The 24,251-nt window shown below is 58.0% G+C and carries 18 protein-coding genes; 6 read left to right on the top strand and 12 right to left on the bottom strand.

Annotated features, from left to right (window positions below; all coding sequences use genetic code 11):
- Positions 1-36: 36 nt before the first annotated feature.
- From NA78x_RS13475 to NA78x_RS13460, 4 genes are all read right to left on the bottom strand, one after another.
- Positions 37-645 carry a DUF417 family protein gene (locus tag NA78x_RS13475; protein WP_425618971.1) on the bottom strand — a complete coding sequence of 203 codons (609 nt, stop codon included), beginning with the start codon at positions 643-645 and terminating at the stop codon, positions 37-39.
- A gap of 52 nt (positions 646-697) precedes the next feature.
- Complete coding sequence (locus NA78x_RS13470) at positions 698-1,645, bottom strand: helix-turn-helix domain-containing protein (RefSeq protein WP_425618970.1); 948 nt, start codon at positions 1,643-1,645, stop codon at positions 698-700.
- Between the two features lie 67 nt (positions 1,646-1,712).
- Complete coding sequence (locus NA78x_RS13465; protein WP_425618969.1) at positions 1,713-3,857, bottom strand: alpha/beta hydrolase family protein; 2,145 nt, start codon at positions 3,855-3,857, stop codon at positions 1,713-1,715.
- A gap of 93 nt (positions 3,858-3,950) precedes the next feature.
- Positions 3,951-5,687: a PAS domain S-box protein gene (locus NA78x_RS13460; RefSeq protein WP_425618968.1), complete on the bottom strand. Its 1,737-nt coding sequence runs from the start codon at positions 5,685-5,687 to the stop codon at positions 3,951-3,953.
- A gap of 342 nt (positions 5,688-6,029) precedes the next feature.
- Between NA78x_RS13460 and NA78x_RS13455 the strand changes: the two genes are divergently transcribed.
- The 4 genes from NA78x_RS13455 (at position 6,030) to NA78x_RS13440 (ending at position 12,942) form a co-directional block, all read left to right on the top strand.
- Positions 6,030-8,234, top strand: a complete 2,205-nt coding sequence (locus NA78x_RS13455; protein ID WP_425618967.1) for a Kelch repeat-containing protein — start codon at positions 6,030-6,032, stop codon at positions 8,232-8,234.
- 59 nt (positions 8,235-8,293) lie between these two features.
- Entirely contained in the window at positions 8,294-9,898 is a 1,605-nt protein-coding gene (locus NA78x_RS13450; protein ID WP_425618966.1) for a DUF2271 domain-containing protein, read from the top strand.
- Entirely contained in the window at positions 9,834-10,595 is a 762-nt protein-coding gene (locus NA78x_RS13445) for a PepSY-associated TM helix domain-containing protein (RefSeq protein ID WP_425618965.1), read from the top strand. Before NA78x_RS13450 ends, NA78x_RS13445 begins: the two co-directional genes overlap by 65 nt.
- Before the next feature lie 121 nt (positions 10,596-10,716).
- Positions 10,717-12,942 (top strand): glycoside hydrolase family 5 protein, encoded by a 2,226-nt coding sequence (locus NA78x_RS13440; RefSeq protein ID WP_425618964.1) that lies wholly within the window; start codon positions 10,717-10,719, stop codon positions 12,940-12,942.
- A gap of 235 nt (positions 12,943-13,177) precedes the next feature.
- Here NA78x_RS13440 and NA78x_RS13435 read toward each other — a convergent pair whose 3' ends face one another.
- From NA78x_RS13435 to NA78x_RS13415, 5 genes are all read right to left on the bottom strand, one after another.
- The gene (locus NA78x_RS13435) at positions 13,178-13,387 is read right to left on the bottom strand and encodes a hypothetical protein (protein WP_425618963.1); all 210 of its coding nucleotides are present in this window, start codon (positions 13,385-13,387) and stop codon (positions 13,178-13,180) included.
- Between the two features lie 664 nt (positions 13,388-14,051).
- Positions 14,052-14,606, bottom strand: a complete 555-nt coding sequence (locus NA78x_RS13430; RefSeq protein ID WP_425618962.1) for a hypothetical protein — start codon at positions 14,604-14,606, stop codon at positions 14,052-14,054.
- Between the two features lie 129 nt (positions 14,607-14,735).
- Positions 14,736-15,902 (bottom strand): SHD1 domain-containing protein, encoded by a 1,167-nt coding sequence (locus tag NA78x_RS13425; RefSeq protein WP_425618961.1) that lies wholly within the window; start codon positions 15,900-15,902, stop codon positions 14,736-14,738.
- 268 nt (positions 15,903-16,170) lie between these two features.
- Positions 16,171-16,740: a hypothetical protein gene (locus tag NA78x_RS13420; protein WP_425618960.1), complete on the bottom strand. Its 570-nt coding sequence runs from the start codon at positions 16,738-16,740 to the stop codon at positions 16,171-16,173.
- Positions 16,741-16,782: 42 nt separating this feature from the next.
- On the bottom strand, positions 16,783-16,947 hold the full coding sequence (locus NA78x_RS13415) for a hypothetical protein (protein WP_425618959.1): 165 nt from the start codon (positions 16,945-16,947) through the stop codon (positions 16,783-16,785).
- Positions 16,948-17,380: 433 nt separating this feature from the next.
- Between NA78x_RS13415 and NA78x_RS13410 the strand changes: the two genes are divergently transcribed.
- On the top strand, positions 17,381-18,712 hold the full coding sequence (locus tag NA78x_RS13410; RefSeq protein WP_425618958.1) for a DUF1598 domain-containing protein: 1,332 nt from the start codon (positions 17,381-17,383) through the stop codon (positions 18,710-18,712).
- A gap of 109 nt (positions 18,713-18,821) precedes the next feature.
- A complete protein-coding gene (locus NA78x_RS13405; protein ID WP_425618957.1) occupies positions 18,822-19,199 on the top strand; it encodes a DUF2237 family protein in 378 nt (125 codons plus the stop codon).
- 1 nt (position 19,200) lies between these two features.
- On the opposite strand, the gene NA78x_RS13400 is transcribed toward NA78x_RS13405, so the two are convergent.
- The 3 genes from NA78x_RS13400 to NA78x_RS13390 form a co-directional block, all read right to left on the bottom strand.
- The gene (locus tag NA78x_RS13400) at positions 19,201-20,460 is read right to left on the bottom strand and encodes a glycosyltransferase (RefSeq protein WP_425618956.1); all 1,260 of its coding nucleotides are present in this window, start codon (positions 20,458-20,460) and stop codon (positions 19,201-19,203) included.
- A 211-nt stretch (positions 20,461-20,671) separates the two neighbouring features.
- The gene (locus NA78x_RS13395) at positions 20,672-22,951 is read right to left on the bottom strand and encodes an APC family permease (protein WP_425618955.1); all 2,280 of its coding nucleotides are present in this window, start codon (positions 22,949-22,951) and stop codon (positions 20,672-20,674) included.
- A gap of 481 nt (positions 22,952-23,432) precedes the next feature.
- Positions 23,433-24,173 carry a peptidylprolyl isomerase gene (locus NA78x_RS13390; RefSeq protein ID WP_425618954.1) on the bottom strand — a complete coding sequence of 247 codons (741 nt, stop codon included), beginning with the start codon at positions 24,171-24,173 and terminating at the stop codon, positions 23,433-23,435.
- Positions 24,174-24,251 lie beyond the last annotated feature (78 nt).

Raw genomic sequence — 24,251 nt, 5'->3', positions numbered from 1 at the left:
AAAATGACGATTTGCCGACCGCTAGCTCTGCTACCATCACGCGGCGCGGACTGCTGCTTGCGTCGCCACGTGCGGCTGAGTTTGCTGTCGCTGCAAATAAACTCGCGCGGAGTCAGCCATAGTTACCAAGGCCGCGCCCATCATGATGGCGTCCTTGATGACCAGCCGTCCTGCCCCGCTAAGGTACGGAAAACCGTCTGTCGAGTCGCCGAGATTCGGCACCCAACACTCAGGCGTAGTGATCAAAAATGAAAGCGTGACAAACGACATCACAAACACCAGAAAGCTGCCGACCGCTGCGACCTGCGGCAGCCACGGGTGACTTGCCATCATCAAACCGTACAGCACGATGACCGCCCCAAGTCCAAGCGCGAACGGATAGGTGCGGTTCGCTTCGTGCCAGGCCCGATTCGCTGGCACGAGCGCACCTTCCGGGTTCTTGTGCTGTTTGTACTCATCTGGATGAGCATAGAAAAAGCTCATGAAGGGACTATTGGCCACAAACGGGACAATGCCGTCGGCTTCATAACGGGCGATCTTCAGCCCGCCGATCCAAACGAGCACGATGATGAGTCCGATACGCGTAGCGGCGATGCCCGCTCGATCCAGACTCGCTGCCCATTCGAAAACTCGTCGCACGTTCATGGCTCTTCTCCGGTTCGCGATTAATCGCGACCGAAGAAGTCGGCCGCGGTACTTAACTGCTGTAAGTATCGGAGGCAGACCGTTTTTTCAGAATGGGCGCAGGGACCGAAAGGATGGACAGATTGCTCCCGCCGCGAATTTCCGTTTCAAACTCGCGGAAAAACGTCGGCGAATAGCCCGTCGCCTTCTTGAACATGCGGCTGAAGTACAACTCGTCGCTGAAGCCAACTTCGCGAGCCACTTCCTTTACCGACTTGAGCGTATGCAGGATTTGCCACTTGGCGTGCGTGAGAATCCGCTCGCGAATCAAATCGGTGAGCGACTTGCCCAGTTGCTCGCGCACAATACGTCCAAGCGTCTTCGGCGTCATGTGCAGCAACTTGGCGTAGTCGGCCGGCGCGTGCAGCGTGGCGTAGTGCTGGTCAATTAATTCCTTTAACTGTCCGAGGACCGGATGCCGCACGCGCGACGCTGACCAGCAAGCATCGGTCTGTTGCGCTTTCAAGCGAGTCGCCAGGATCAGCAGCACCTTCAACTGCGCGAGCAGCATCTCTTCGTAGGCGAGGTCGCGATCCTGCTGTTCTTGCTGCATCCGCTTGATGATGCTGGTCACTTCGCGGCGGTCTTTCGCAGGGAGCCCGATCACCGGCGGATGATACAAGTCGCTGAAGAGCGAGCCCGCACAGCCCGATTCAGCATGAAAGGTTTCGACGCACAGAAAGTTGGCGTGGAACTGAATCACCACGCCGCGAGTCTCCTCCGCCGGCACAAAACGAATGTACTGATACGGCACAAAGAACAGCAGGGAATTCGCCGCGAACGAATGCCTCGCGGCATCGGCCCAAAAGTCACCACTGCCACTCTCGATCCAATAGACCGAAAAGCAATTCGTACGCGGTGGCTCCCATCCACGCGCCGGTACAGCCACCCCTAGCATGCTGATCGCCGCAGCGCCCGAACGAGGGTCGTAGAGATGCTTTTCGGCAGAGGGGTGCGTCATCCGAAAGATTGTAACGGTCAAAAATGGGAATGGTGCTCACTTTCGCCCTGGCTAAAGGCGGAACCAATCATAGCCGCGTGGCTGGAAATCCAGGACTCGCGGTGGGATACGCGGGGTAACCCACCTTGGTCGCCACTCCCCCGCGAGGTTCGATCTGCTTCAGTTTCTTGGCTTCGAGCGCGGCGTAAATTTGTGGCAAGTCGAACTTGCCGAGCACGCCGGGGATGAAGCAACTGACAGGCCAGTCGTAGCCTTCGCTCAGCGCGATAGCTTCGTAGGAAGTGAGGTTCTGCTTGAGTGTCACTTGCTTGACGTACGGCGAAAGGAACGCGGCGAAGGCGGCTGGGATACTGCCCCAGCCGAAGCCGGCGAGACGGACTTCGGTGTAGCCGTTGTCGGCGAGCCAGTCGAGGACCGAGAGAACGTCGTGTGTCTTTTGGCCGACATAGGGCCGATCGAGCATAAAGGAGTAGACGCTGTAAAAGTAGTCGCTGCCGTAGGGCTTGAGGAATTGATCGACGCCAGCCGTGTTGGGACGCGATTCGCCGATCCCCCGCACATCGCAGGCAAAGAAGGGAATTTCAGGCTCCGCTTTGATCAGTTCTTGCACGAGCGGTTCGTCGCGCAGTTCCGCGTCAGCCGAGTGATGCGAGATGTAGAGTATGGCGGGGCCTTTACCTTTTGGCGGGCGCGAGTAATGGGCTTGCTTGCTGAGTTTGGTGACCAGGGCGAAGATGCCGGGCTCGGTTTCCACGGCGTATGAAGTGGATGCAGCCAGCGGATACTCGCGCTTGGTCACGGGACGCAGAATGCGATAGTCGGGCGGGCCGTTACGCTTCGGCAGCTTGAGCGTTTCCGTCACCATGCTGGCGAGTGAGGCCGGTTCGCGCGTCTTGATCTGTTTAGCTAGCTCCACAGCTTTGTCTTGCGTGAATTGATGCACGCTGCGGGAACGAATGCCGGCGACTTGCCCGTGCGGTGTGCAGCGAAGGGTATCGTCCTTTTCGATCGTCAGCTTGGGTTCTTCCTGCGCATCGCTCACACCGGTCGCTCGGTTGAACCAGCGATACATGGCCTCGCGATTCTCGATCGAGTAGCCGTGCTCGGTCGGACCAACGAACAGCGAAATGTTATCGGGCTTGCCCAGCAGCGTGTAGAGTCGCTTCAAGCGTTCGTAGGCCAGCGTCGCTCCGCGAACGTCGAAGTAATCTCGCTCCTTGGCGAGAATCACCACGGGCTTCGGTGCCATCGCAGCGAGAAAATCGTCGTGATCGAGGCCCATCGCAATCACGCGCGGCGGGCATTGCTCGGTATCGGCTGGCAACTCGTTTTCGAGATTGCGGCGAAAGGTGGTGACGAAGCAACTGGGGGCAGCCATCGTCCAGCGATCTTCGACGCCGCAGAGCCAAGTAGTCATCGTGCCACCACCCGAGTTACCCGTGATGCCCACATTCTTGGGGTCGACTTCTTCCCGCGAGAGCAGATAGTCGAGGGCGCGAATGCCATCCCAAGCTCGCCAGGCGCTAAAACTTTCGCCGACCAGGAATTGCTGGTTCCCCGCATACAAGTGCTCGCTCACGCCGATGCCGCGGCGCGGCTTCAGGTTCTCGTCGACATACTGCAACCGCTCGCCCTGGCCAATCGGATCAAACAGCAGCACCAAATAGCCTTGCCGTGCGAGACCTTGAGCAAAGCTCTGGTAGGCATCGATGGCCTTCCCGGTCGCCGAGTGACCGCACGAACCGACGACGCCCGGCAACGGATACTTGCGATTGTTGGGAACGTAGAGATTGCCCGTGACGAAGAAATTCGGCCGGCTCTCGAAGATCACGTTTTCAATGCGATAGCCGTCACGCTCGACTTTGCTGGTCACCTTCGCATTCAGCGGAGTCTTCTCGGGCCAAGGACCGAATGCTTGTTGGATCTTGCCGCGCACCGTTTTCACATAGGCTTCGGCATCTTCCTTGGTCTTGAGCAACTGCTTGACCGCATCGGTCTTCCGCTCCGCCGCCCGCACGAGTTCGACAAAGTATTCCTGCACCATACGGGGAAAGCGATTGAGCGGCTGAGGCTCCTGCGGCGCAGGTTGAGCGTGAAGCGATTGCCCGGGCCAGGCATTGCAGAGAATCGACCCCGCTGCAACGCCAGAAATCGTGAGCCAATCGCGCCTTTGCAGGCCAGACAAACCGCGAACCAAAGTGTTGCGAGCCATGCGTGTGCCGCCTTAAACAGGTGAGAGCCAGCGAGGGGGGACCGATAGTATAGAGTCTCCCCAACGACACTGCTCAAGTGACCCGCGCGCGACTCAAGTTTCTTCGCGGACGGTCGGAATCGGCAAGCGGACCGAGATGCAGGTGCCTTCGTCGGGATCGCTCTGAATCAGACACTCGCCATCCAGCAAGCGAACGCGTTCCGTCATTCCGAGCAGCCCGAAGCCTCGCTTGCGTGCGGCCTCGACATCAAAACCAGTGCCAAAATCGCGCACCTCAAAATGCAACTCGCCGTTCACCATCTTCACCTTGATGCGAACCACATCGGTGCCGCTGTACTTCTTGGCGTTGTTGAGCGCCTCTTGCACGACACGATAGACGGTCGTTTGAATCGTATTGGAGAGGCGTCCCACCTCTGGGTCGCATTGGCTGCTGACAAGAATACCTGAGGTGGAATACTGATCGACCAGATCGTCAATAGCGGCCCCGAGTCCGAAGTCATCCAGCACGGCAGGACGAATTCCACGAATGGCGCGCCGGCCGTCTTCGATGCCTCGCCGCAAGCTATCGATGGCCGTTTGAATATTAGCGCCGCTATCTGCCGCCAAAGGATTGCGGAGGCAAGTTTCGAGCAGCATCACCGCACCGAACACGTACTGAATGAGTCCATCGTGAAACTCGTGGCAGAGAAACTGCTTCTCTTGCTCTTGAACTTCGATCAGATTGCGGAGCAAGTTCTGTTTGTTCTTCAGATCGTTGGTCGCTTGCTTCATGTCGGTAATGTCGATCCCAATGCCGCCGACATACTTTCGATTCGCGCGATCCCTGAAGAGAAACTTGATGTTCATCCAAAAATTATGCTGATGATCGCCCTGCGATGTTTGTTCCAAGACGGTGATCGGCACGCCGTTCGCCAAAACCTTCTGATCGTTTTCCCAAATCTCGCGGGCAAATTCCGTTGGCCAAAGTTCGAAATCGGTTTTGCCCTGCCAATCTGCCTGACGCACGCGAAACCGCTCTTCGCAGGTCTTGTTGATGTAGACAATCCGCCCGGCTTCGTCTTTGGCCCAGGCGATGGCTGGACTGTGATTCATGTACGCTTCGAATCGCTCCTCGGCCTCTTTGCGTTCGGTGATGTCGAGCAACGTGCCGATGTAGCCGACGATGTTGCCCTGACTGTCTTTCGTCGCGCGGGCGACCGTGATGACGTAGCGGACTTCGCCATTTTTGCGAATCAGTCGGTACTCATCTCGATAGTCCTGTTGCTGCTGAATGCAGGTCAGCCATTTCGCCATTTTCCTCGGCAGGTCGTCTGGATGAATGGCCTGCTGCCAGCCGCTGCCCAACGACTCTTCACTGGACAGCCCGGTCAACTCGGTCCAATGTTCATTGACGAAGTTACACGCTCCCTTGGCGTCGTTTTGAAAAATCCCGACGGGCGCTTGGTTCGATAAGACGCGGAAGCGTTCTTTGGCTTCCTCCAGCGCCTCGGCCTGCAACTTTTGCGCGGTGACATCGCGGGCGGTGGCGACCAATTCTTGGGCACCGGGCGCAAACTTGACACGCCACGACAGCCACCGATAGGAGCCATCGCGGCAACGGTAGCGATTCTCGAACGAGATGGTTTCGTAGGTCCCGCTATAGAGCAACTGCGACTCTCGAACCGTGGCTGCGAGATCGTCGGGGTGTACGAATTCGATAAAGGGGCGACTGGTCAGTTCTTCAGCCGACCAGCCCAGGGTTTGGGTCCAGGCGGGATTCACCCGCGTGAAGTAGCCGCGACTATCGGCCACGCAGAGCATCTCGTTGCAGAACTCGAAAAAATCGTACATCAGCGGTCTTTCGTGCCGTCAATAGAAATGGCGAAGGTGCTTCACAACAGAGGAATGCAGTCTTCCTGTTGGTATCGGTTCTGCTCGTGGTCGGAAAGCAGGCTCGCGTCTTGACACCGATTGTAGTCCGGATATGCTTATCGCTTACTGAGACTGACTCTCATTTTGATCGCCAGCGTTTGCCAGCTCCCCAGTCGCCTGAAACTCTCCTCAGGTTTGATTGTCAGACTTTCCCCAGTCGCTTATGGTCGACCAGCAGGTGCCCGCGCAGTTGATTCGCGCATTCGGTGCTTGCCAATTTGCGGCTTCCCTCGTGGCTCGCTCAACTGGTAGGAAGATTTCATGCTCTCGCGCTTGCTTGGCCTGCTTCTCGCGATGGTCTCCGTCCCTGTGATGGCGGCCGATGCCTGGCTGAACCCAATGCCCTACCCGGCGTTGCCCGAGGCCATCTCCAGCTTTGGAGCCACGACGAGCGGCGATCACATCTACGTCTTCAGCGGACACATGGGACGGGTGCCCGGCAATTCGACCGATGGCCTGTCGCCGCACTTCAGCCGCTTGAATTTGAACGAGCCGAACGCCAAGTGGGAAGAACTGGCGCTGCTGCAGCCTTCACAGAGCCCCGGGCTGGTCGCCTGGAAAGGCTCGATCTATCGCGTGGGTGGCTTGAGTTTTACGAACAAGGCCGGCGAAGAAACCTCATTCAACTCGCTGGCGATCTTCGCCAAATACGATCCAGCCAGCAACACCTGGAAAGAACTGGCTTCGCTGCCGGAAGCTCGCTCATCGCTTGATGCGGCTGTCGTCGGCGACAAGTTGTACGTCGTTGGTGGCTGGAACCTGCAAGGCGCCAGCTCGATGGACGCTCCTTGGCACGAAGAGGCCCTGAGCTTCGATCTGACGAAAGAAGATGGCAAGTGGGAGCCGATCGCCAAGCCGCCGTTTCAAACGCGGGCCCTGGCAGCTGCCTCCCATGAAGGCAAGTTGTGGGTTCTCGGTGGCATGCAAAGCACCAACAGCATCACGCGCGACGTACACATTTATGATCCGCAAACAAACACTTGGGCCAAGGGCCCCGAACTACCGGGTGGCGATCAACTCGCTGGCTTTGCTATCTCGGCCTTCGCCACGGGTGGCAAGCTCTACTACAACGGTTCGGAAGGAATTGTCTACACGCTCAAGGGCGATGGCAGCGGCTGGCAAGCAGTCGAACGACTAATGTTCCCGCGCAGCTTTCATCGGCTGATTCCCGCCGGCGACAACGCGCTCGTCGCGATTGCTGGCGTGGCTCGCGGCGGCGGTTATCTATCGAACGTCGAAACCATCCGCATCAACAGCACTGGTAAACCGCAACCAAAGCTGGCGCAGTGGTCGGTCCCCTTCGAAGGCAAAGCCAAGCACAGCCAGATTCTGCTGCTGAATGGTTCGTCGCTGTATGCCTTTGGTGGCAACAACAGTCGCAGCCCACACAACTTCTCGAAAGAGATGTTTAGCAGCGAAGCCTTCCGCTTCGATCTCGCCGCCCGCAGTGTCGAGCAACTGCACCACTTGCCACAAGGCGTGCAAAGTGGCGCGGCCTTCCTGGATGGGAATCGCAACGATCAATCGATCTACCTTGTCGGGGGTCTAGGCTTCGTTGGCGATCAGCACCAATCGCTCAACACCATCTATCAGTACCGCCTGCGCAGCAAAGCCTGGTCGGAAGAAGTTCAGCACTTGCCCGGCACGCGAGCGATGTTCAATACGGCCTCTTCCAGCGGCACGCTGTGGGTCTTCGGCGGTGCTGAGGTGAATACCGGCAACGGGCTGGTGACCGACACGCTCAAGTGGACGCCTGCCAGCGAAGAACCGGCAGCAGTGGTTGCCGGCGCTGCAATTCCCGTTGCTCGCCGCTCGTTCGGCGGAGCGACGATCGGCGACAAGTATTATGTTGTGGGTGGACTCGGCGAGAAGAACGGCATCGTCGATAACGCAGCGGTGTTCGACTTGAAGGAAGAAAAATGGGCCAACATTGCTTCGCCTGCTATCTCGCGAGTTTTCCCGAACCTGATTGCCGTCGCCGGCAAGCTGTATTTGGCCGGTGGCTTTGCCAAGGTCGATGGCCACTTCATGGAAGTGGCCGAAGTCGAAATCTACGATCCCGCAAGTAACAAGTGGGAGACGATGCCGGGAAGTTTGCCCGCAAAAGGAAAACAATTGCTCGAGTACCAAGGGCGATTGTTGTTCTTCGGTGTTGATGAACAGAAGGAAGGCGTTGCGAACTTCGCGCTGCTCGACCTGAGCCCCGAATCGACGTTTATTGCGGCCCCCGTCAATCGCGGTGGCGACGCGAGTGAATCGAGCGGCGAATTGCTCACTCGCCTCCTCAAGCTCGATAAGAACAAGGACGGCAAGATTGCCAAAGAAGAAGTCGGCCCGAGATTTCTGCCGCTCATCGAGAAAATTGATGCCGACAACGATGGCATCGCCACTAAAGAAGAAGTCGAAGCTTACGTGAAAAAGCAAACGCCCGCGGAAGCGCCGCGTGGCCCACGTGTACCTCGCTAGATTCATTCATTTCCTCTCGTTAGCAACCAATCACCGATAAGCCTTGCTGGGAGTTCCGAATGTCCGTTCGGCTGAACATTAACGTCGTTGCACCTGCCCTCGCGTTGGCCTGGCTCGCCCTCAGCTGCGTCCCCAATCAGGCTGAGACTTTTGTGTATCATCACGATCACATCCTCGGCACTTCGCTCGAGATTCGCCTCGTTGCCGATAGCGACGCGGCCGCAGAAGCTGCCGAAGCTCGTATCCTGCGTGAGATCGATCGCCAGGCGAAGATCTTCAGCACCTACGAAGCCACGAGCGAACTGAGCCAATGGCAAGCGACCAGTGGCCAACCCGTTAAGGTCTCCGCCGAATTGCTTGCGATGATGCAAGCCTCCGATCGTTGGGCTGAACTCAGCGGTGGTGCTTTCAATCCGGCCGTGGAAGCAGCTACTAAGGTCTGGCAACAAGCGGCGCAGAACAACAAGCTGCCACCACAAGCGGAACTTGCTGCCGCGATAAAAGCAGCCCAAGCTGCTCCGTGGAAGCTGAACACTGCCGAACAAACGGCCACGCGAACCACGTCTGTTCCGTTTACGTTCAATGCCATCGCCAAGGGCTCGATCGTCGATGCCGCCTGTCGCGCTGCCACGTACAAGCAACCGGCCATCCACGGCGTCATTGTGAATCTAGGTGGCGACTTACGCGTGACCGGAGATGTGGTCGAACGAGTTGCCATTGCCGATCCTTTTCACCAGGCCGTAAATGCGGAACCAATCACCGCGATCTTCGTTGGCAATCAGGCGGTAGCGACGAGCGGTAACTATCGCCGCGGCGTGCAGATTGGCGACAAATGGTACTCACACATCATCGACCCGCGCAATGGCCAACCTGTCGATCATGTCGTCAGTGCCACGGTCGTCGCTGCTTCGTCCAGTGATGCCGACGCGCTCGCTACCATCTGCAACGTCCTCACTCCTAGCGAAAGCCTGGCGTTGGTGGAAAGCAATAACGCAGAGTGCCTCCTCATCACCCGCGAAGGCAAGCGGATTGCCAGTGCCGGTTGGGCCGAATTGGAACAGCCTCGCCTGTTCCGCTTGGCTCAGTCCTTCGTACAAGCTGCGGCAGAACCGGAGAAGAAGCCCGCGAAGGAAGAACCCAAGAAAGAAGAGCCCAAGGCTGAAGGCAAAGCCGACGAACTGCTGGAATTGACCGTGAACGTCGAACTCTCCAAGCCTGCTGGCGCGCAATATCGTCGCCCTTACGTCGCCGTGTGGATCGAGGACTCCGATGAATTCCCCGTTCGCACCGGACTGCTGTTCATGATGACCAAGGGGAACGGCTCTCGTTGGCATCGCGACTTGCTTCGCTGGTACCGTCAGGACAATGTTCGCAAGCTAGCCGACGAAACCGATTTGATCGGCGTAATCTCTTCGCCCAGTCGCGGGCCCGGCGAGTACAAAGCCGTATTCGATGGCAAGGACGATGCCGGCAAGCCGCTCAAGCCGGGAAAGTACACTTTGTTTATTGAAGCCGCCCGTGAGCACGGCACCTATCAGATCATTCGTCAGCCCCTGGAACTGGGCACCAAGCCCATTGATAAGACCAACCTGAAGAGCAATGTCGAAATTAAGTCCGCCACCTTCGAGTACCGAAAGCCTGACGACAAAGCTGCCGGCAAGTAGCGGCCGCCTGTCGAGCCAGCCAGCAGATGCCACTAAGATAAACTCGCCGAAGGGGAAGACCTTTTCGACGCAGTTTGCCGCTGCGGTCCGCTGGCTGCACATCTACGTTTCGCTGCTTGGCTTCACGTCGCTCATTTTTTTCTCCGTTACGGGGGTCACGCTCAACCATCCCACGTGGTTTGGCGTCGAAGCCGAGCGCACGACAGAGCACAAAGGCAACGTGAAAGTCGAGTGGCTTAACCAGCCGCTGCCGGCTGGGCTCACACAACCGGCTGAAGGGGAAGAGATCGACTACAGCTTGCAAGTCGCCAAGTTGGAAGTGGTCGAGCACTTGCGCGGGACCCATCGCATCCGCGGTGCGGTCAGCGAGTTTCGCGTTGACGAGCGTGAATGCTCGGTGATGTTCAAAGGCCCGGCTTACTCGGCCGATGCCTACATCGATCGTGAGACGGGCGAATACACCATGAACGAAACGGCCCTAGGGTTCGTTGCGATCATCAACGACTTGCACAAAGGTCGCGACACCGGTCTCGTCTGGTCGTGGGTCATCGACATCACCGCGATCCTGATGGTCTTCGTTTCCATCACCGGCATCGTGCTCATTTTCTACATCAAGCGCAAACGCTGGAGCGGCATCATCACCGCGGTCGTCGGCACCATTCTGTTCGCACTTCTCTACGTTTACTTCGTGCCGTAATCTGCTTCCCTGAGCCGGAAGCGTGTGCGCGCGGAGGGCACTTACGCCCGCGTTTGGAGATCTCATGGTATAAAAAAGGTTGCTGTTGATTCTTCAATTGCGCCCCATTGAGACCTCTCCCGTGCGTTCATTGATACTTGCCGTCGTGGCCGTTTCGTTCCTTATTAACCGAGTGAACGCGGCCGAACCAACCACTAAATCTCTCGTCGCCAACGGCAACTTCGAAGCCGATACCAACGCCGATGCCTGGCCCGATCAATGGACCAAACAGAAAGAAGGCATCACCTGGGAAAAAGAGGCCGACAACCACTTTCTCCGCTTAACCTGCACCAAGCCGGGCGAGATGGTGATGATCTATCATCATGTTCGCCTTCCCGCCGACATCCGCGCCCTCACGCTCACCTGGCGGCAACGCCTCAGCGGACTCAAGCCCGGCAAGCAGCCGTGGTTTGACGCCCGAGTGCTGCTCGAATTCAAAGATGCCGAGGGGAAGAAACTTGCCGGCAGTCCCTCCGCTCCCTACGCCCGTAAAGACACCGCAGGCTGGGTCGATCGCAGCATCAGCTTTCTCGTGCCCGAGGGGGCTCACCTACTGGAGTTCATGCCCGCGCTGTTTCAAGTGGAAGCAGGCCAGTTCGACCTCGACGATGTGACTCTCGCCGCGACGGATCCCGCGCCGCTGGTTGAAGCGGCCAAAGTTGCTGCAGCCGTTGCCAAAGAGAAGCAAGAAACGAACGCCGCCAACCGCCGCGCCAAGGGAGCGACGTTGCTGGAAAAAGAAGGTTCGATCGTTGCCAACGGCACCTTCGAAACGGATGCGAACAAAGATCTGGTTCCCGATCAATGGAGCCGAGGCAAGGGCGGCCAAACGTGGGAGACGGAAGGTGAGAATCACTTCCTGCGTTTGAAGTCGCTGGAAAAAGGCCAGACCGTTCTGCTCTATCGCGAGATCGACATTCCCGCGGGGGTCGAAGCGTTGGAGTTTACCTGGAAGCAACGCATCACCGATCTCAAGCCCGGTAAAGAGCCCTACTTCGATGCTCGCATCATGCTCGAATTCAAAGATGCCGCCGGCAAGAAGCTTTCGCAAAAGCCTTCGCCCCCATTCACGCGCAGCAACACGGCAGGCTGGGTGAAAAAGCGAGTTCAGTTTCTGGTTCCCGCCGGTGCTCTGTCGCTCGAATTCATGCCCGCCCTGTTGCAAGTCGAGCGTGGCACCTTCGATCTCGACGATCTGAAGCTGAAGCCAGTTGCCGCGCAGGAGTTGATCGCCGCCGCTGCTGCGGCCGCCGCCATCGAGAAGGCCTCGCAAGTTTCGCCCGAAGAACCAAATAAGGCCAAGTGGCCGCTCGAACTGCACGTGGAAGGAAACCGCATTCTCGATTCGCAAGGCAAGCACTTTTGGCTGCAAGGGGTGAACGTCGTCAGCTTGGAGTTCTCGGCGAAAGGCGAGAAGGTGCTGAAGTCGACTCTCGTAGCCGTCGACGAATGGAAAGCCAATTGCATCCGCCTGCCCGTCAAGGAAGAGTACTGGTTCGGCCGCAACAGCGCGCAGAAGGACGGCGGCAAGTCGTATCGCGAACTGGTCGACCAGGTCATCACGCTCGTCGCCAATCGCGGCGGCTATGTGGTGCTCGACCTGCATCGCTTCCGTGCACCCAACGACGCGCACGTCGAATTCTGGAAGGATGCCGCCCAGACTTACCAGAATCATCCTGCCGTTCTCTTCGACCTGTTTAATGAACCCCACGGCATCAGTTGGGAAGTCTGGCAAAAGGGTGGCTTTGTCGCTGAGAAAGAAAAACCAGCCGACGAAGACAACTTCCTCACGCCGGAAGAAAAAGCCAAAGCGAAAAACGGCTTCGAATCGCCTGGCATGCAAAAGCTGATCGACGCCGTGCGCGAGACGGGCGCTCGCAACATCGTGATCTGCGGCGGTCTCGACTGGGCCTACGATCTATCCGGCATCGCCAAGGGTTTTGAACTCAGCGATAAAAGCGGCAATGGCATCGTCTACTCGACGCACATCTATCCCTGGAAGCGCGACTGGCAGAATAAAGTGATGACCGTCGCCGAGAAGCACCCGATCTTCATTGGCGAAGTGGGGGCCGACATCAACAAGATGTCGTTCATCCCCGCCGATGCTCAGGAAGATCCGTACACCTGGGTTCCTGACATGCTCGGTCTCATTCAAAAGCACAAGCTGAACTGGACCGGCTTCTCGTTTCATCCCAAAGCCACGCCCATCCTTATCAGCGACTGGAACTACACGCCCACTCCGTTTTGGGGCGCATTCGTGAAAGACGCTCTCTCCGGCAAGCAGTTCGAACTGAAGAAGCAGCGGTAATTTGGTATGACCATAGCGAATAGTTCGCGTTTACCTCGATTTGGTTATGTGCGGCGATTCAGCATTGCGCCTGCGAAAGCATATCGGCGCACCGCATGGAAAGTACTCGCTGGCGGCTCACCAGCACCCGCCTGTCGTCGCCGACAGTGACACCGAAGATCAACTTTGCAATCCCCTCGGTTTCGTGGACCGGAGGTTTTCAGCTACCGAATGAACTCTTCAGCCGAGAGACAATCTACTTCGCTCCTGCTTTGTCCGCTTCAGCCGGAGAGAGGAGTCCGCTCTGATCGAGGTCGAGCTTGTAGAAGATCTCTGCTGGGCCGCTGAACTCGCGGCCCGATACACCGCCATCACCATTGCGGTCCATCGCGTTGAACCAAGCAGGGCCGGGGCGGTAGGGGCGACCGAACGGAGCGAGGGGTTGTGGCCCTCTCCAGCTTGCCATCAACAATGGTGGTGACCACCGATTTTCGCGTGCTTGCCAAACGGCATTCGCTCGAAGTGACTCGAGGTTGCCAGTGGGCCCGGTTTCGTTAAGGGGAATGTTCCCGCTCGACTACCCGCTCTTGAACAGCCCATTTGCGAACAATACTGAGGTCCATTTTGATAACTTTTTTGTTCGTTTTTTCGATTTCGCCGACCCGGGCCAAGCCCTTGCCTGTCAACAACTTTCGTGCTCTCGCACCCCGTAATCAGTCGATTTCTTGATAACCGTTTGATAACCACTTTGGCCACTCCTTCGCCGAACCCCCTGAACAGTACCGTACCAGGCTGTCTGCCCGAAGTTTGCGGCGGACAATCTTCCGTAGTCAATTCTCAAGTACTAACAACATGGAGCGATTTACGACAACCACTAAGTTACTAAGTCGAATGCATCAGATGAACAAATTAACGACACATTGTCAAGAGATACTGCAGTAATGCAGCAGACATTCAAGAGGGCTGGTCGGCACAGGTAGGGTGGGTCGATGTCGCGCGCCGGGCCCGGTGACCTCGAGAGGGTCTCACGCGACTTGACCCACCGTACGGGGCGGGCCAAATGTCTGACTTAGGTCCCTCGTCCCACCGTAGTTCCACCGGGACGACTTTCAGCAATTGCCAGGCACGATCTACTTTTTGCGGACGAGTTTCATCTTGCCGCACATTTCTTTCGCGGGAGCGCCGTTTTCCCACCCTGTGCCCTCAACTTCGAGGTGATCGGCATCAACAATCGTCAGCAGCGCGTCGTGCATGTGCTTGTCTTTCGCGGGGTCCAAGTTTGCACCGCCGGCGAACTTGAAATTGATCTGATTGGCTGCCGATTTCGGATCGGCCCTCAGCCGCGGCTGATTTCCCAGCACGCAGTAGTGGGTCAGCACCAAATCGGAGCCTTCGACCGTGTAGACCGACAGCATCTCGTGGGGCTGACCGGGGAAAATCGTCTCTTGGACCGCGCTTCCACCTGCCGTAACCTTGATAATGGAGGCAATCGTGTCGGTCGGCTTGCCGTCCTTGTCTGCTTCGACCCAGGTACCGGCCAGCTTCTTCATTTTTTCCAAAGCGGCATTGGTGGGGCCGGCGGGGTGATCGTGCTGGTGCTTGTCATCGCCCAGGGCAGGCAGGCACAGTCCAGGCAGGCACAGCGCGACCAGCAACAGACCAGATACTTGCAATTGTCGAGACATTTTCCAACTCCTTGTGAACCGAGCAACGAGAATGAGACTTCACAAGCTAGTCGCGTGAGTCTCGGCCGGATCGACAACAGAGCGGATTTTTTTCACTTGCAGAGCGAGTCGACTAACTGCCAGACGCCCCTAGGGAAACTGCCTGCGCACCATTGCCTGGTCGTCGATCGAGAGCTTTTCGATCGGTAGGTTCAGAATTTTGCCGTCGGCTCGTTTCAGCCTGACGATGTCGAACTCAAAGCTGACCAGTTCGGCCTCGACTTTGAACTCGCCCGTGTCATTGGTCCACGTGCGCAAATTGGCTGCTGCCGGTGGATCGGCAGTCGTAACCGGAGCGGGCATTGGTGCCGCTGCAACTTCCACGGCAGCAGCAGGCTCGTCGTCTGTCTTGGGCTTCGCGATGAAAGCCACATCGTCTTCTTCGCTTGTTTTGGCAGACGCCTGTGGCGCGACGGGGCGCAGTGCAGCCGGGCCGACGGGAGCTGCGTCGGCGACGACTTCGGCGGGCTCATTCTTGAGGCGAATGCGGTCGGCGGTGACCATATCGAACACCCCATTCGTTGAATAGCGAATGCGGAAAAGCAGGCCCCGCTTCAGCTGCACCATGGCCGGATACCACTTGCCGTCCTGCGACTGCGCGAAGACGTAATCCTTGACCTTGATTTGCGAGATATTCGTTACCGCAAAACCGGGAATGGCATTCTCGTCTGCAGCGGGCGGGGCGGCTTGAACGGGCGGTGCGATTTGCACGGGAGCGAAACCGCCGGGCGGGCTCGCCATCCCCGCGGTTCGTTCCCGCAACTCGCGCATGCGATTTTCGTTTTCCTGAATCCGCGCGAGGCGTTCGGATTCCATTCGCTGAGCGTTTTCGCGAGCCGCGGCAATTTCCGCTTCACGTCGAGCTTGAGCGGCGGCGTTGGCTTCGACTCGCTGGCGTTCTCGCTCCGCGTACTCAGCAGCTTCGCGTTCTCGGCGGGCGGTCTGGGCGGCCATGAAGTCGGCGTGCGAATTCGACGAATAGCTGGGGCTGGACGAGGTGTAACTTGGCGAAGGGTAGCTCGGACCCGACGAGTAAGGCGTAACGGATGGCACAATGCTGGTTTGTTGTGAGCCCTGGGTAGTGTAGAAATCCGGGCTTTGAGTTTGATCGACCTGCGACTGGTTATAGTCGTAGTTGCGGCTGGCGCGGGCCAAAACCCGGGCGCCCACCTTCAAACCCACCACCATGCAGACCAGCAGCACGCTGCCGATCCCGCCCAGAATGCCCATCGACGAGTTGTCAGAGCTGTAGCTCATTCGTCGTCCATCACAAGTAGAGGGAAGATAGGGAAGGCAAACTCACGTCGGGGATAATAACTGGTGAAGGCGGGTGGCGTCAAACTTTTCCAAACGGAATTTACAAAGTCAGACTGTAAGGAAATTCCGGCGAAAATCACGGTCAAACGAGAACTCAAAGGTGACCTAGCCACTTACTTCCATCGGCAGGTTTAATGGGCAAGGTTGATTACATTGGCGCGTAGATAGCACTAGAAAAATGCGTGCCCCACCGTCTGCTTCCGCGCTCTCAATACTCGTCGCTGGGCTGGAGCGGAAAGTGTACCCACTCCCAGTACCCAGCCAAATCATCCTCGTCGGCATCGAACGCCGCGTTGTAGCTGTGCGAGTGCGGTACCGGCAAGCTGACCTCGCCCTCAGTGAACCCCCGCGACTGCAATACATGGGTGTATGCTGGGAGGTCGCCGTAGGCCCAAATCCATTCGTGCTGATCGTAAATCAGTAGCCCTGCCTTGATTGTCGAGCCGACCCACAGGTGGTGCCGCCCATCGCCTTGAAGGAATGGGGCGAACCGCCGGCAGAACGTGGCCAACTGCTGGAACGATAACGGCCCAGGAGACTGGTAGCGACCCGGTTCCCGCTTGCCCTGTCGGGGCACGAGCAGGACATACAGCACGTAGTAGTCCTGCCGCCACAGCTCAGCCAGCGACAGCAGCAGCTCAACGTGATCTCCATCCGGCCCGACGATGAGCCGCTCCGGCCCCGTCGTCCGCTCGACTGTGTACACATTGTGGTAGCGGACAGGTGTCTGGAAGTGCCACTCGCCGGCGCCAAGCTTGGGCGATGTCGACTCCGCCATCGGTCCGTCTCCGCTGCCGAACGCATTAATCTTGGGCTCGGCTTACTTCTTCTTCGCCTTCTTGGCCGGGGCTGCCTTCTGAGAAGCAGCTTGCTTGGCCGGAGCCTTCTTCGGGGCTTCTTCCTTCTTGGCAGCCTTCTTACCGCCAAAAGCGGCGTCCCAACCTTCGGCCAGCTTGGGGTTCGATCCGAGGCGCGTAATGGTCACGTTTGGCAATCCTTGGCGAGTGGGCGAACGAAAATAACGGAGATCACGATTGCAACGAGGCGTGAGACAGGTCGCCCAGCACTGCTGGCAGTCGCTGCAAGCCGTATTAGTTATCGGAAACAGCGGGCGGGGTCAAGCGCCAGTGGCGATGACCGGGCATTTGTGAGCCGAAAGATCGACTTGGCAGCGAGTTTTCTTGCATCCGTTGACAGGGCCGACTATGCTAATCGCTGATGACAGCAAAGCTTCCGGCATCGCCTGCGCGCGGTGCGGCAGCTTCCTATTCGGCTGTGATCTGGAGACGACCGCAGGCTCAGGGGCTTCGCTGCGGTGGTTTCTGTGTGGCCGGCACCTACTTCTGCGGGAACAGACTGCGTCTGAACCAAAGCGGGACTTGCCGCTGCCTTTACTGATCTTGATGAGGAGTGACTTCATGTCGCGTCGTAATGTGTTGTGGCGAGTGTTGCTGGTCCTGGCGATCTGCTGCACCGTCGTCAAAGCGGGCAATAATATTGGCCGTAGCAGCGCCGTGGGTGGTGTTTCGATCAATACCGATGGCATTCTCGATAGTGCCACCGAATTGAACCAGCAAGCGCTCAACGACTTGATGGGGCAGAACTTTCGCGCTGCACCGGGCGACCTGAACACCCCCGTCGAAATGCGCAAGATCTCGCTGAAGGCGATCAACGCCGCCCTGCGAGATGCCAAGAAGAATCAAGTCGCCGATTTGCCCGACGAAATCAAGTATCTCGCCGGCATTCAACGTATTCAGTACGTGCTGCTGTATCCCGAACAAAACGACATCGTCCTCGCCGGTCCGGGCGAAGGCTGGCAACTCGATGGCAAAGGAAGCGTCGTCGGTGTCACCACCGGTCGCCCGGTCCTCAGCCTGGAAGACCTGCTCGTCGCCTTCCGCACCGTGGAAGAAGCTCGCAAGGGCGGTATCTCCTGCTCGATCGATCCGACGGTCGAAGGTCGTCAGAAGTTCGAACAGTACATGAGCCAACAAAAGACCTTTAACCCCGCCGTGATCGATGGCATCGAAAAGGCGATGGGCAATCAACAGATCACCGTCAGCGGTGTGCCCGATACTTCGCACTTTGCTCGCGTGCTGGTCGCCGCCGACTACAAGATGAAGCGGATCGGCATGAAGCTCGAAAAGTCTCCTGTCCGCGGCTTGGCTAGCTTTATCGACATGATTCCTGGCAAGCTCGACAACATGATGCCCCGCTGGTGGATGGCCTGTAACTACGAACCCATGGGCCGTAGCGAAGATGGTCTCGCCTGGGAACTGCGTGGTTCCGGCGTAAAGGTGATGACGGAAGATGAATTCGTCGACAACGCTGCTGGCACCGTCAAGGGAACCGGCAAGGTCAACCCGGTCGCTCAGAAATGGTGCGATCAATTCACGGCGAAGTACGAAGATCTGTCGGTGAAAGAGCCAGTGTTCGGCGAACTTCGCAACATCATGGACATGTGCGTGGTCGCCGCGCTGATCACCAAAGAAAACCTGCCCGCCAAGGCCAAGTGCGAACTGACAGAACTCTCTTCCGACAAGATGGGAATCGAAAGCTTCCCAGCTCCCAAGAAGGTGGCCACGCAAAGCAGCGCTCTCAAGCGAGGCAATAACTGGATCATCACAGCCTCGGGTGGCGTCGCCATCAACTCGTGGGAAGTGGCCAACAAGACCGAAATGCGACCAGCTGTCGGCGCGATTCGCGAAAAGGCCAAGCCCGCCTCTACCAGCAACCTGTGGTGGAACTAGGCTTCGCGATTATTTTCGATAGACATGTCAGCCGGCTGGTCAACCATCAGCCGGCTGTATTTTTTCCGGCATCGATTCACTAGCCGAAGATATCAAGGACGAGCACCACATGGCGGGCCCGAAGAATGTTCTGGGCGGACCGTTGCAGGTTTGCTGCATGTCTCCGCGAACCGGTTTCTTTCGTACCGGCAAATGCGAGACGGGTGTCGACGACATGGGTCTGCATCTGGTCTGTGCGCAGATGACCGAAGACTTTCTCGAGTTTTCGTACGACGCGGGGAACGATCTTTCGACGCCGAATCCCGATTATCACTTTCCCGGATTGCAACCTGAAAATCGTTGGTGCTTGTGCGTCGAACGCTGGAAAGAAGCGCTCGAAGCGGGCGTCGCGCCGCCCATCGTGCTGGCCGCGACGCATATCTCGGCGCTGGAGTTCGTCGATATCGAAGACCTGCTCAAGCATGCCGTCGACGCGCCGAAAGACTAATCTACCGCTGCGAAGCGCGAGGCTTGCTGTTCAGGGGCGAAGATTGCAGCCGCGGCGCAGGCATCGCCGAGGCGGCCGATTCATCCACGCGCGTGCGGTCGGTTTTGTGCTGTTCCGTCATCGCTCGCAGTGTCTCGGGCTCGGCGATCGAAACTTGCTGAGTGCCCATCAGCTTTTGCCGCTGAACTTGCAATCGCTGCGAATGGGGATAGCGGGCCAGTGCCTGGTCGAGAGCCAGCATCGATGCCTCGAGTTGTCCGTTCTGCAACAACAGCTGTGCCTGGCACGACGTGGCAATCTCGCGAATTTCTGGCAAGTGCCACAACTGCGTATTGATCTGCCCGTGCTCGGCCGCCAACGTGAACGAACGAATGGCGAGCTCGAATCGCTGTGTCCCCTGCAGATAACCACCGAGCGCACACAGCAGTTGAGCATCGAGCGGAAACTGCTCGAGTCCGGCCAAACACAGCTGCATTTGCTCGGCAGCCGAATCTGGTTTGCTTAAGCAAGTCAGCAGTCCATAGTAGGCTTCGAGCATCTCGGTGCTTTGGGCCGAGGACAATTCGAGTGCGCGGCGATAGTGCTGTTCGGCATGCACCGAGTCGCCAATCGCCTGAAACGCTTCGCCCAAGCAATTGAGCAGGTCCGCCGTGGGGCCCCGTTGCGAGATCTGCAGATCAGCGAGATGAATATTGCGCCGGGCACGGGCCGCTTTCACCTCGGGATCGTGCTCTTGCGCACCGCGCTGAATCGTCAGGGGCAGATGCTCGGCTTCCAAGTTGAAAGCATTCAGCGATCGCTGCATCGACTCGCGCACGCGTCCGTGAAAGATCAGACCGGGGCGATTCGGATGCAACCGCAGACGGGCAATTTGCTCGCCGCCGATTTGACCGGCATTCGCCGGAGTCGCTACGCGCAGATAGTACGCCCGGCTGTCATCGGCGTATTGCTGCACAAATTGCTGCAAGAGAGGAACGTCGTCGGGCAGCAAGGTTTCGCCCGCATCGAGCCAGAGGATCCAAGGCGCTTGCAGATGCGGCAATAGGGCGTTGCGCGCGCCCGCAAAATTGTCGTCCCACAGGTGACGCACGACTTGCGCCCCTCCGAGGGCGGCCGCTTCGGCCGTGGTATCGGTCGAGCCGGTCTCGAGCACCGCGATCTCGGTCGTCAGCTGGCGTACGCTGAGCAAGGTTTCGTGAAGCTGGCGGGCTGCATTTCGCGCGATGATGGCGACGCACAGTGTGGGCTTGTTGGACTTCATGTTCGCGGCCTTCCCTGGCAGGCTGATCGGCATGCGCAAGAATAGGGGCATGCCAGCGCGGACTGTAGCAACCGCAAAGAAATCGTGCCAGAGGAGCTTGAGATCGAGTGCTAGCGGAAGGCCTCGCGGCTTTTGAGGCCGTTAGAGCTGGGCGTTTTTTACACCAAGGAACCCCAGCCGCAGAGGCGGGGGCGAGAAATGCGAGATGTCGCTAACCGCGCACTCGGGTCGGCAGGATCACCATCGGCACGCCATCCCATTGCAGGCGGCGTTGCAGCGAGTAGGCCGTTTGGTTGTGCAGCAGTTTGCCGTACCAGGTTTCGCGTTGAAAGACGAGCTGCCCCGCAAAGACCACCGCGCCGGGAAAATCACGATGCACCACGCGGCTGAGTTGTTCGAGCTCTTCCACCACGTCAGTACCAATCGACATATAGGCCCGCGAGGGAAGGCCCAAGCGTCGCGCGAGGTCGACGTATTTTTCGAGCGAATCTTCGGTGTGTTCGCGGAGCGCTTCCATCGCCTCGACACCCTTGAAGTTACCCGAGTCGACGACGCCGACCGAAATAAAGATCACGTTCTTGAAGTGATTCGGTACAAAGCGGAGGGCGTTTAGCAGCGTGTGCACACCCAGGCCGCTGTAGCCACCCACGAGGATGACGGCGGTCGGATGTTCTGGATTGGGAGCCTTCCGATTTGGCTTGCCCTGCACTTCGATGGTGCCGAGCGTCTCGTCGAGACCTCGCAGCCGAGCGGTTACGCCGACGTAGTAGCGGCGGATGAGCATGGCGATGCACCACAAGATTCCCGTCACCACGACGGTGATCCACGCGCCATCGGCAAATTTGATGATGCCGGTGACGACGAGAATCGAGCTACACAGAACGGCACCAAAGGTGAAGAGTGTCATCCGCAGATTCCAGTTCTTCATCTTGCCGCGCATCGGGTAGTAGTAGAGGCACATGCCGATCATCGACAGCGTGAAGGTCACGAACACGTTGATCGAGTACATGATGAGCAATTTCGAGACGTTTCCGTTGGTCACCCACAACGCGCCAATCGAGCTGAGGCCGATCAGCACAATGCCGTAGTGCGACGACAGCCGCTCCGACAAACTGCCGAACCAGTGCGGCACCCAGCTATCGTGGGCCATGTTCGCGAGGCACTTCGGCCCGCCAATGAAGCCCGCCTGCGCGGCTACCAGCAGCAGCACCGCTTCCGACAGAATGGTGATGTATCGAAAAACTTGCGCGTACCAGGTGGCTTGCTTCTTCTCGATCACGTCATCGGTTCCCGAGACGAACCACTGCACCAACAGGTCGTTCATCGTTTGCTTGCGATCGTGCTTGAGCGCCTCCAGGCTATCGAGTCGATGAGGCTCGGGCGGGCTCACTTCGACCGAATCGGCTGTGGCAACGGCAGTCTTATGACTTCCAACCGTGCCGTAGTACTTCTTCAGATCGAGTTCGAACAGCAAGTAGGCGAGCATCAGACCGCCCGCCGTGATGGCCAGCGAAATGGCCATGTAGATCATCGTGCGCTGAGCCGTCGCGACGCGAGGTTCGCGCATCACGGCCATGCTGTTCGAAACGGCTTCGATACCCGTATAGGTACCAGCACCGAGCGAATACGCCTTGAGCAGCATGCTGAGCAGAAACCACCAGCCTACGGCCGGATTGCGGATATCTTCGCGAATGTGGCTATTCACATCGCCGGCGAGGCTACCAATATCGCCGGCATGCGAACCGAGGACGCCAATAATCAACACCGCATGGGTGATCAAAAAGATGACGAAGATCGGCGCCAGAATCGTGACCGATTCTTTCACGCCGCGCAAATTGAGCACGACCAGGAAGATAATCGCGCTGAATTCCAGCAGCAGCTTGATGCTGCTTTCGTCCTGAATGGGCAAGTGCAAGAAACTGGCGGTCGCGAGAAACGAACTGCCAAACAATCCGAACAGGGCATCTCCAGCGGCGGCAATCGAAACGGTAACGGTCAGGATGTAATCGATGACCAGCGCACAACCGCTGAGGGCACCGACTTCTTTTCCCAGCATCTTGCTGGCGACGAGGTAGCCACCACCGCCGCTAGGAAAGGCCTCGATGATATAGCTATAGCAGGCGCTGATGATGAACACGGTAAAGACCGTGGCCAGCGCCAGGAACAGGGCCAAGTAGGTGTGCCCCTTCAAATGCTCGAACGCTTCACTGGGACCGTAGCAGGACGAAGATAGACCGTCCGCGCCCAAACCAACCCATGCCAAGAAGGCGATGAGTGAGATGTGCTGGTGAATGGAATGATCGGCCAGATCGAGCGGCTTGCCGACGAGCAGCGTCTTGACTGCTTGAGTCATTCCCGGGCCGTCGACAGGCTCGATCGCTTTGTCGGCGTCGACTTCCTGCACGGGCTCATCGGGATTGAGCTTGGGCGGAGGGGCGTTGGGGTTGCTTGGTTGCGAAGTAAGTTTATGCGGATCGGGATCGTTGGTCATGGTGGGCTATTGTCCAAGGCGCGCAGGGCGGACTGCGAGTGTGTGTCCGGTGCCGCGCGCACTATCGTCGCGGATGAATCGGGAGGGAAGCAACTCTGGCAGGCGAACGGGAGCGACTTTTTTGATCGCTCCTGCAAACAGCCTGCACCAGGGGTGGCTTATAGCCGCAGCAACGGGCCGCGGCGAATTGCTTCCGGTCGGTGGGGTGTAGATGAAGAATTGCTGACGTCAGGTGGGAAGTGCGACGTTCAGCGTGGGTGCGATAGTTAACCCGCAGTTATCAACCTGGGCGCTGCTCGCCACAGGTAATCACCGACGTCTCGCCGCTCGTTCGCATCACCGAGACCGAACCAGAGCAGCGAGCAAAGTTAAGGAGAATTCGTTCCGCACTATTATACATTGGCCCCAAAAGCTGCAAGGAGTGCAGCTTCTGTATTGCTAAGCCATTGACAAATATGACCTTAAGAGCGATTTCGCGGTCTTACTTCAACTGCTTCACGCTGTGAATGACGACCGCTTCTTGCGGCACGGCAGGAAAATCACCCTGCGCGGCGACCGCCAGTTGCGAGATCCGGTCGATGATCTCCATCCCTTCCACTACCTGGCCAAAGACACAGTAGCCGAAGTCGGCGTCGTTCTCGTTGCCAACGAAATCCAGTCCTTCGTTGTCGGCCACGTTCAGAAAGAACTGCGAAGTCGCACTGTGAGCCACCGCGGGGTCGCGAGCCATCGAAATGGTGCCCCGCGTATTCTTCAGGCCATTGGCCGCTTCGTTAAAGATGGGAGCCCGCGTGGTCTTGGGCTGCAGATCGGCCGTGTAGCCACCAGCGGCCAGCAGCGAGCCCTTGTCGACGTGATGCACAATGGTCTGCTCGTAGAAACCACGATTCACGTAGTTGCGCAGGAAGTTATCGACGGTTTGAGGCGATTTTTGCAGGAACAGCTGCAGCTTGATATCGCCGGCCGAAGTTTGAATCAGCACGATCGGATCGACCACTGCCACCTTGCGAATCGGAACCGATTCGGCCGGTTTGCTGGTGTCGGAATTGGTGTCGCTCGCTGTCGCAGTGACAGCTGGATCGCCCGCTTCGATGCTCGCCGCCGGAACGGGCGTTTTACTGCCGCCACAGCCAATCGAGAACAGCGCACACGCCAAGCTGGCAACGAAGGCGAAGCCCATTGGCGAGGAAGGAACGGAATTGCGGAAAGAAATCGAGTACATGCTGGCGGCCTCCTGCCAATGAGATTCCCGTGCCAGCGACAGGTCGCTCAGCGCAGGTTCGCATTCGTGAATGCGGGC

Origin of the sequence: Anatilimnocola aquadivae (genome assembly GCF_049819085.1) — a bacterium.
In the GTDB taxonomy this organism is placed as follows: Bacteria; Planctomycetota; Planctomycetia; order Pirellulales; family Pirellulaceae; genus Anatilimnocola.
The sequence above is the reverse complement of the archived record's forward strand: the minus strand, read 5'-3'. Positions and strand labels throughout refer to the sequence as shown.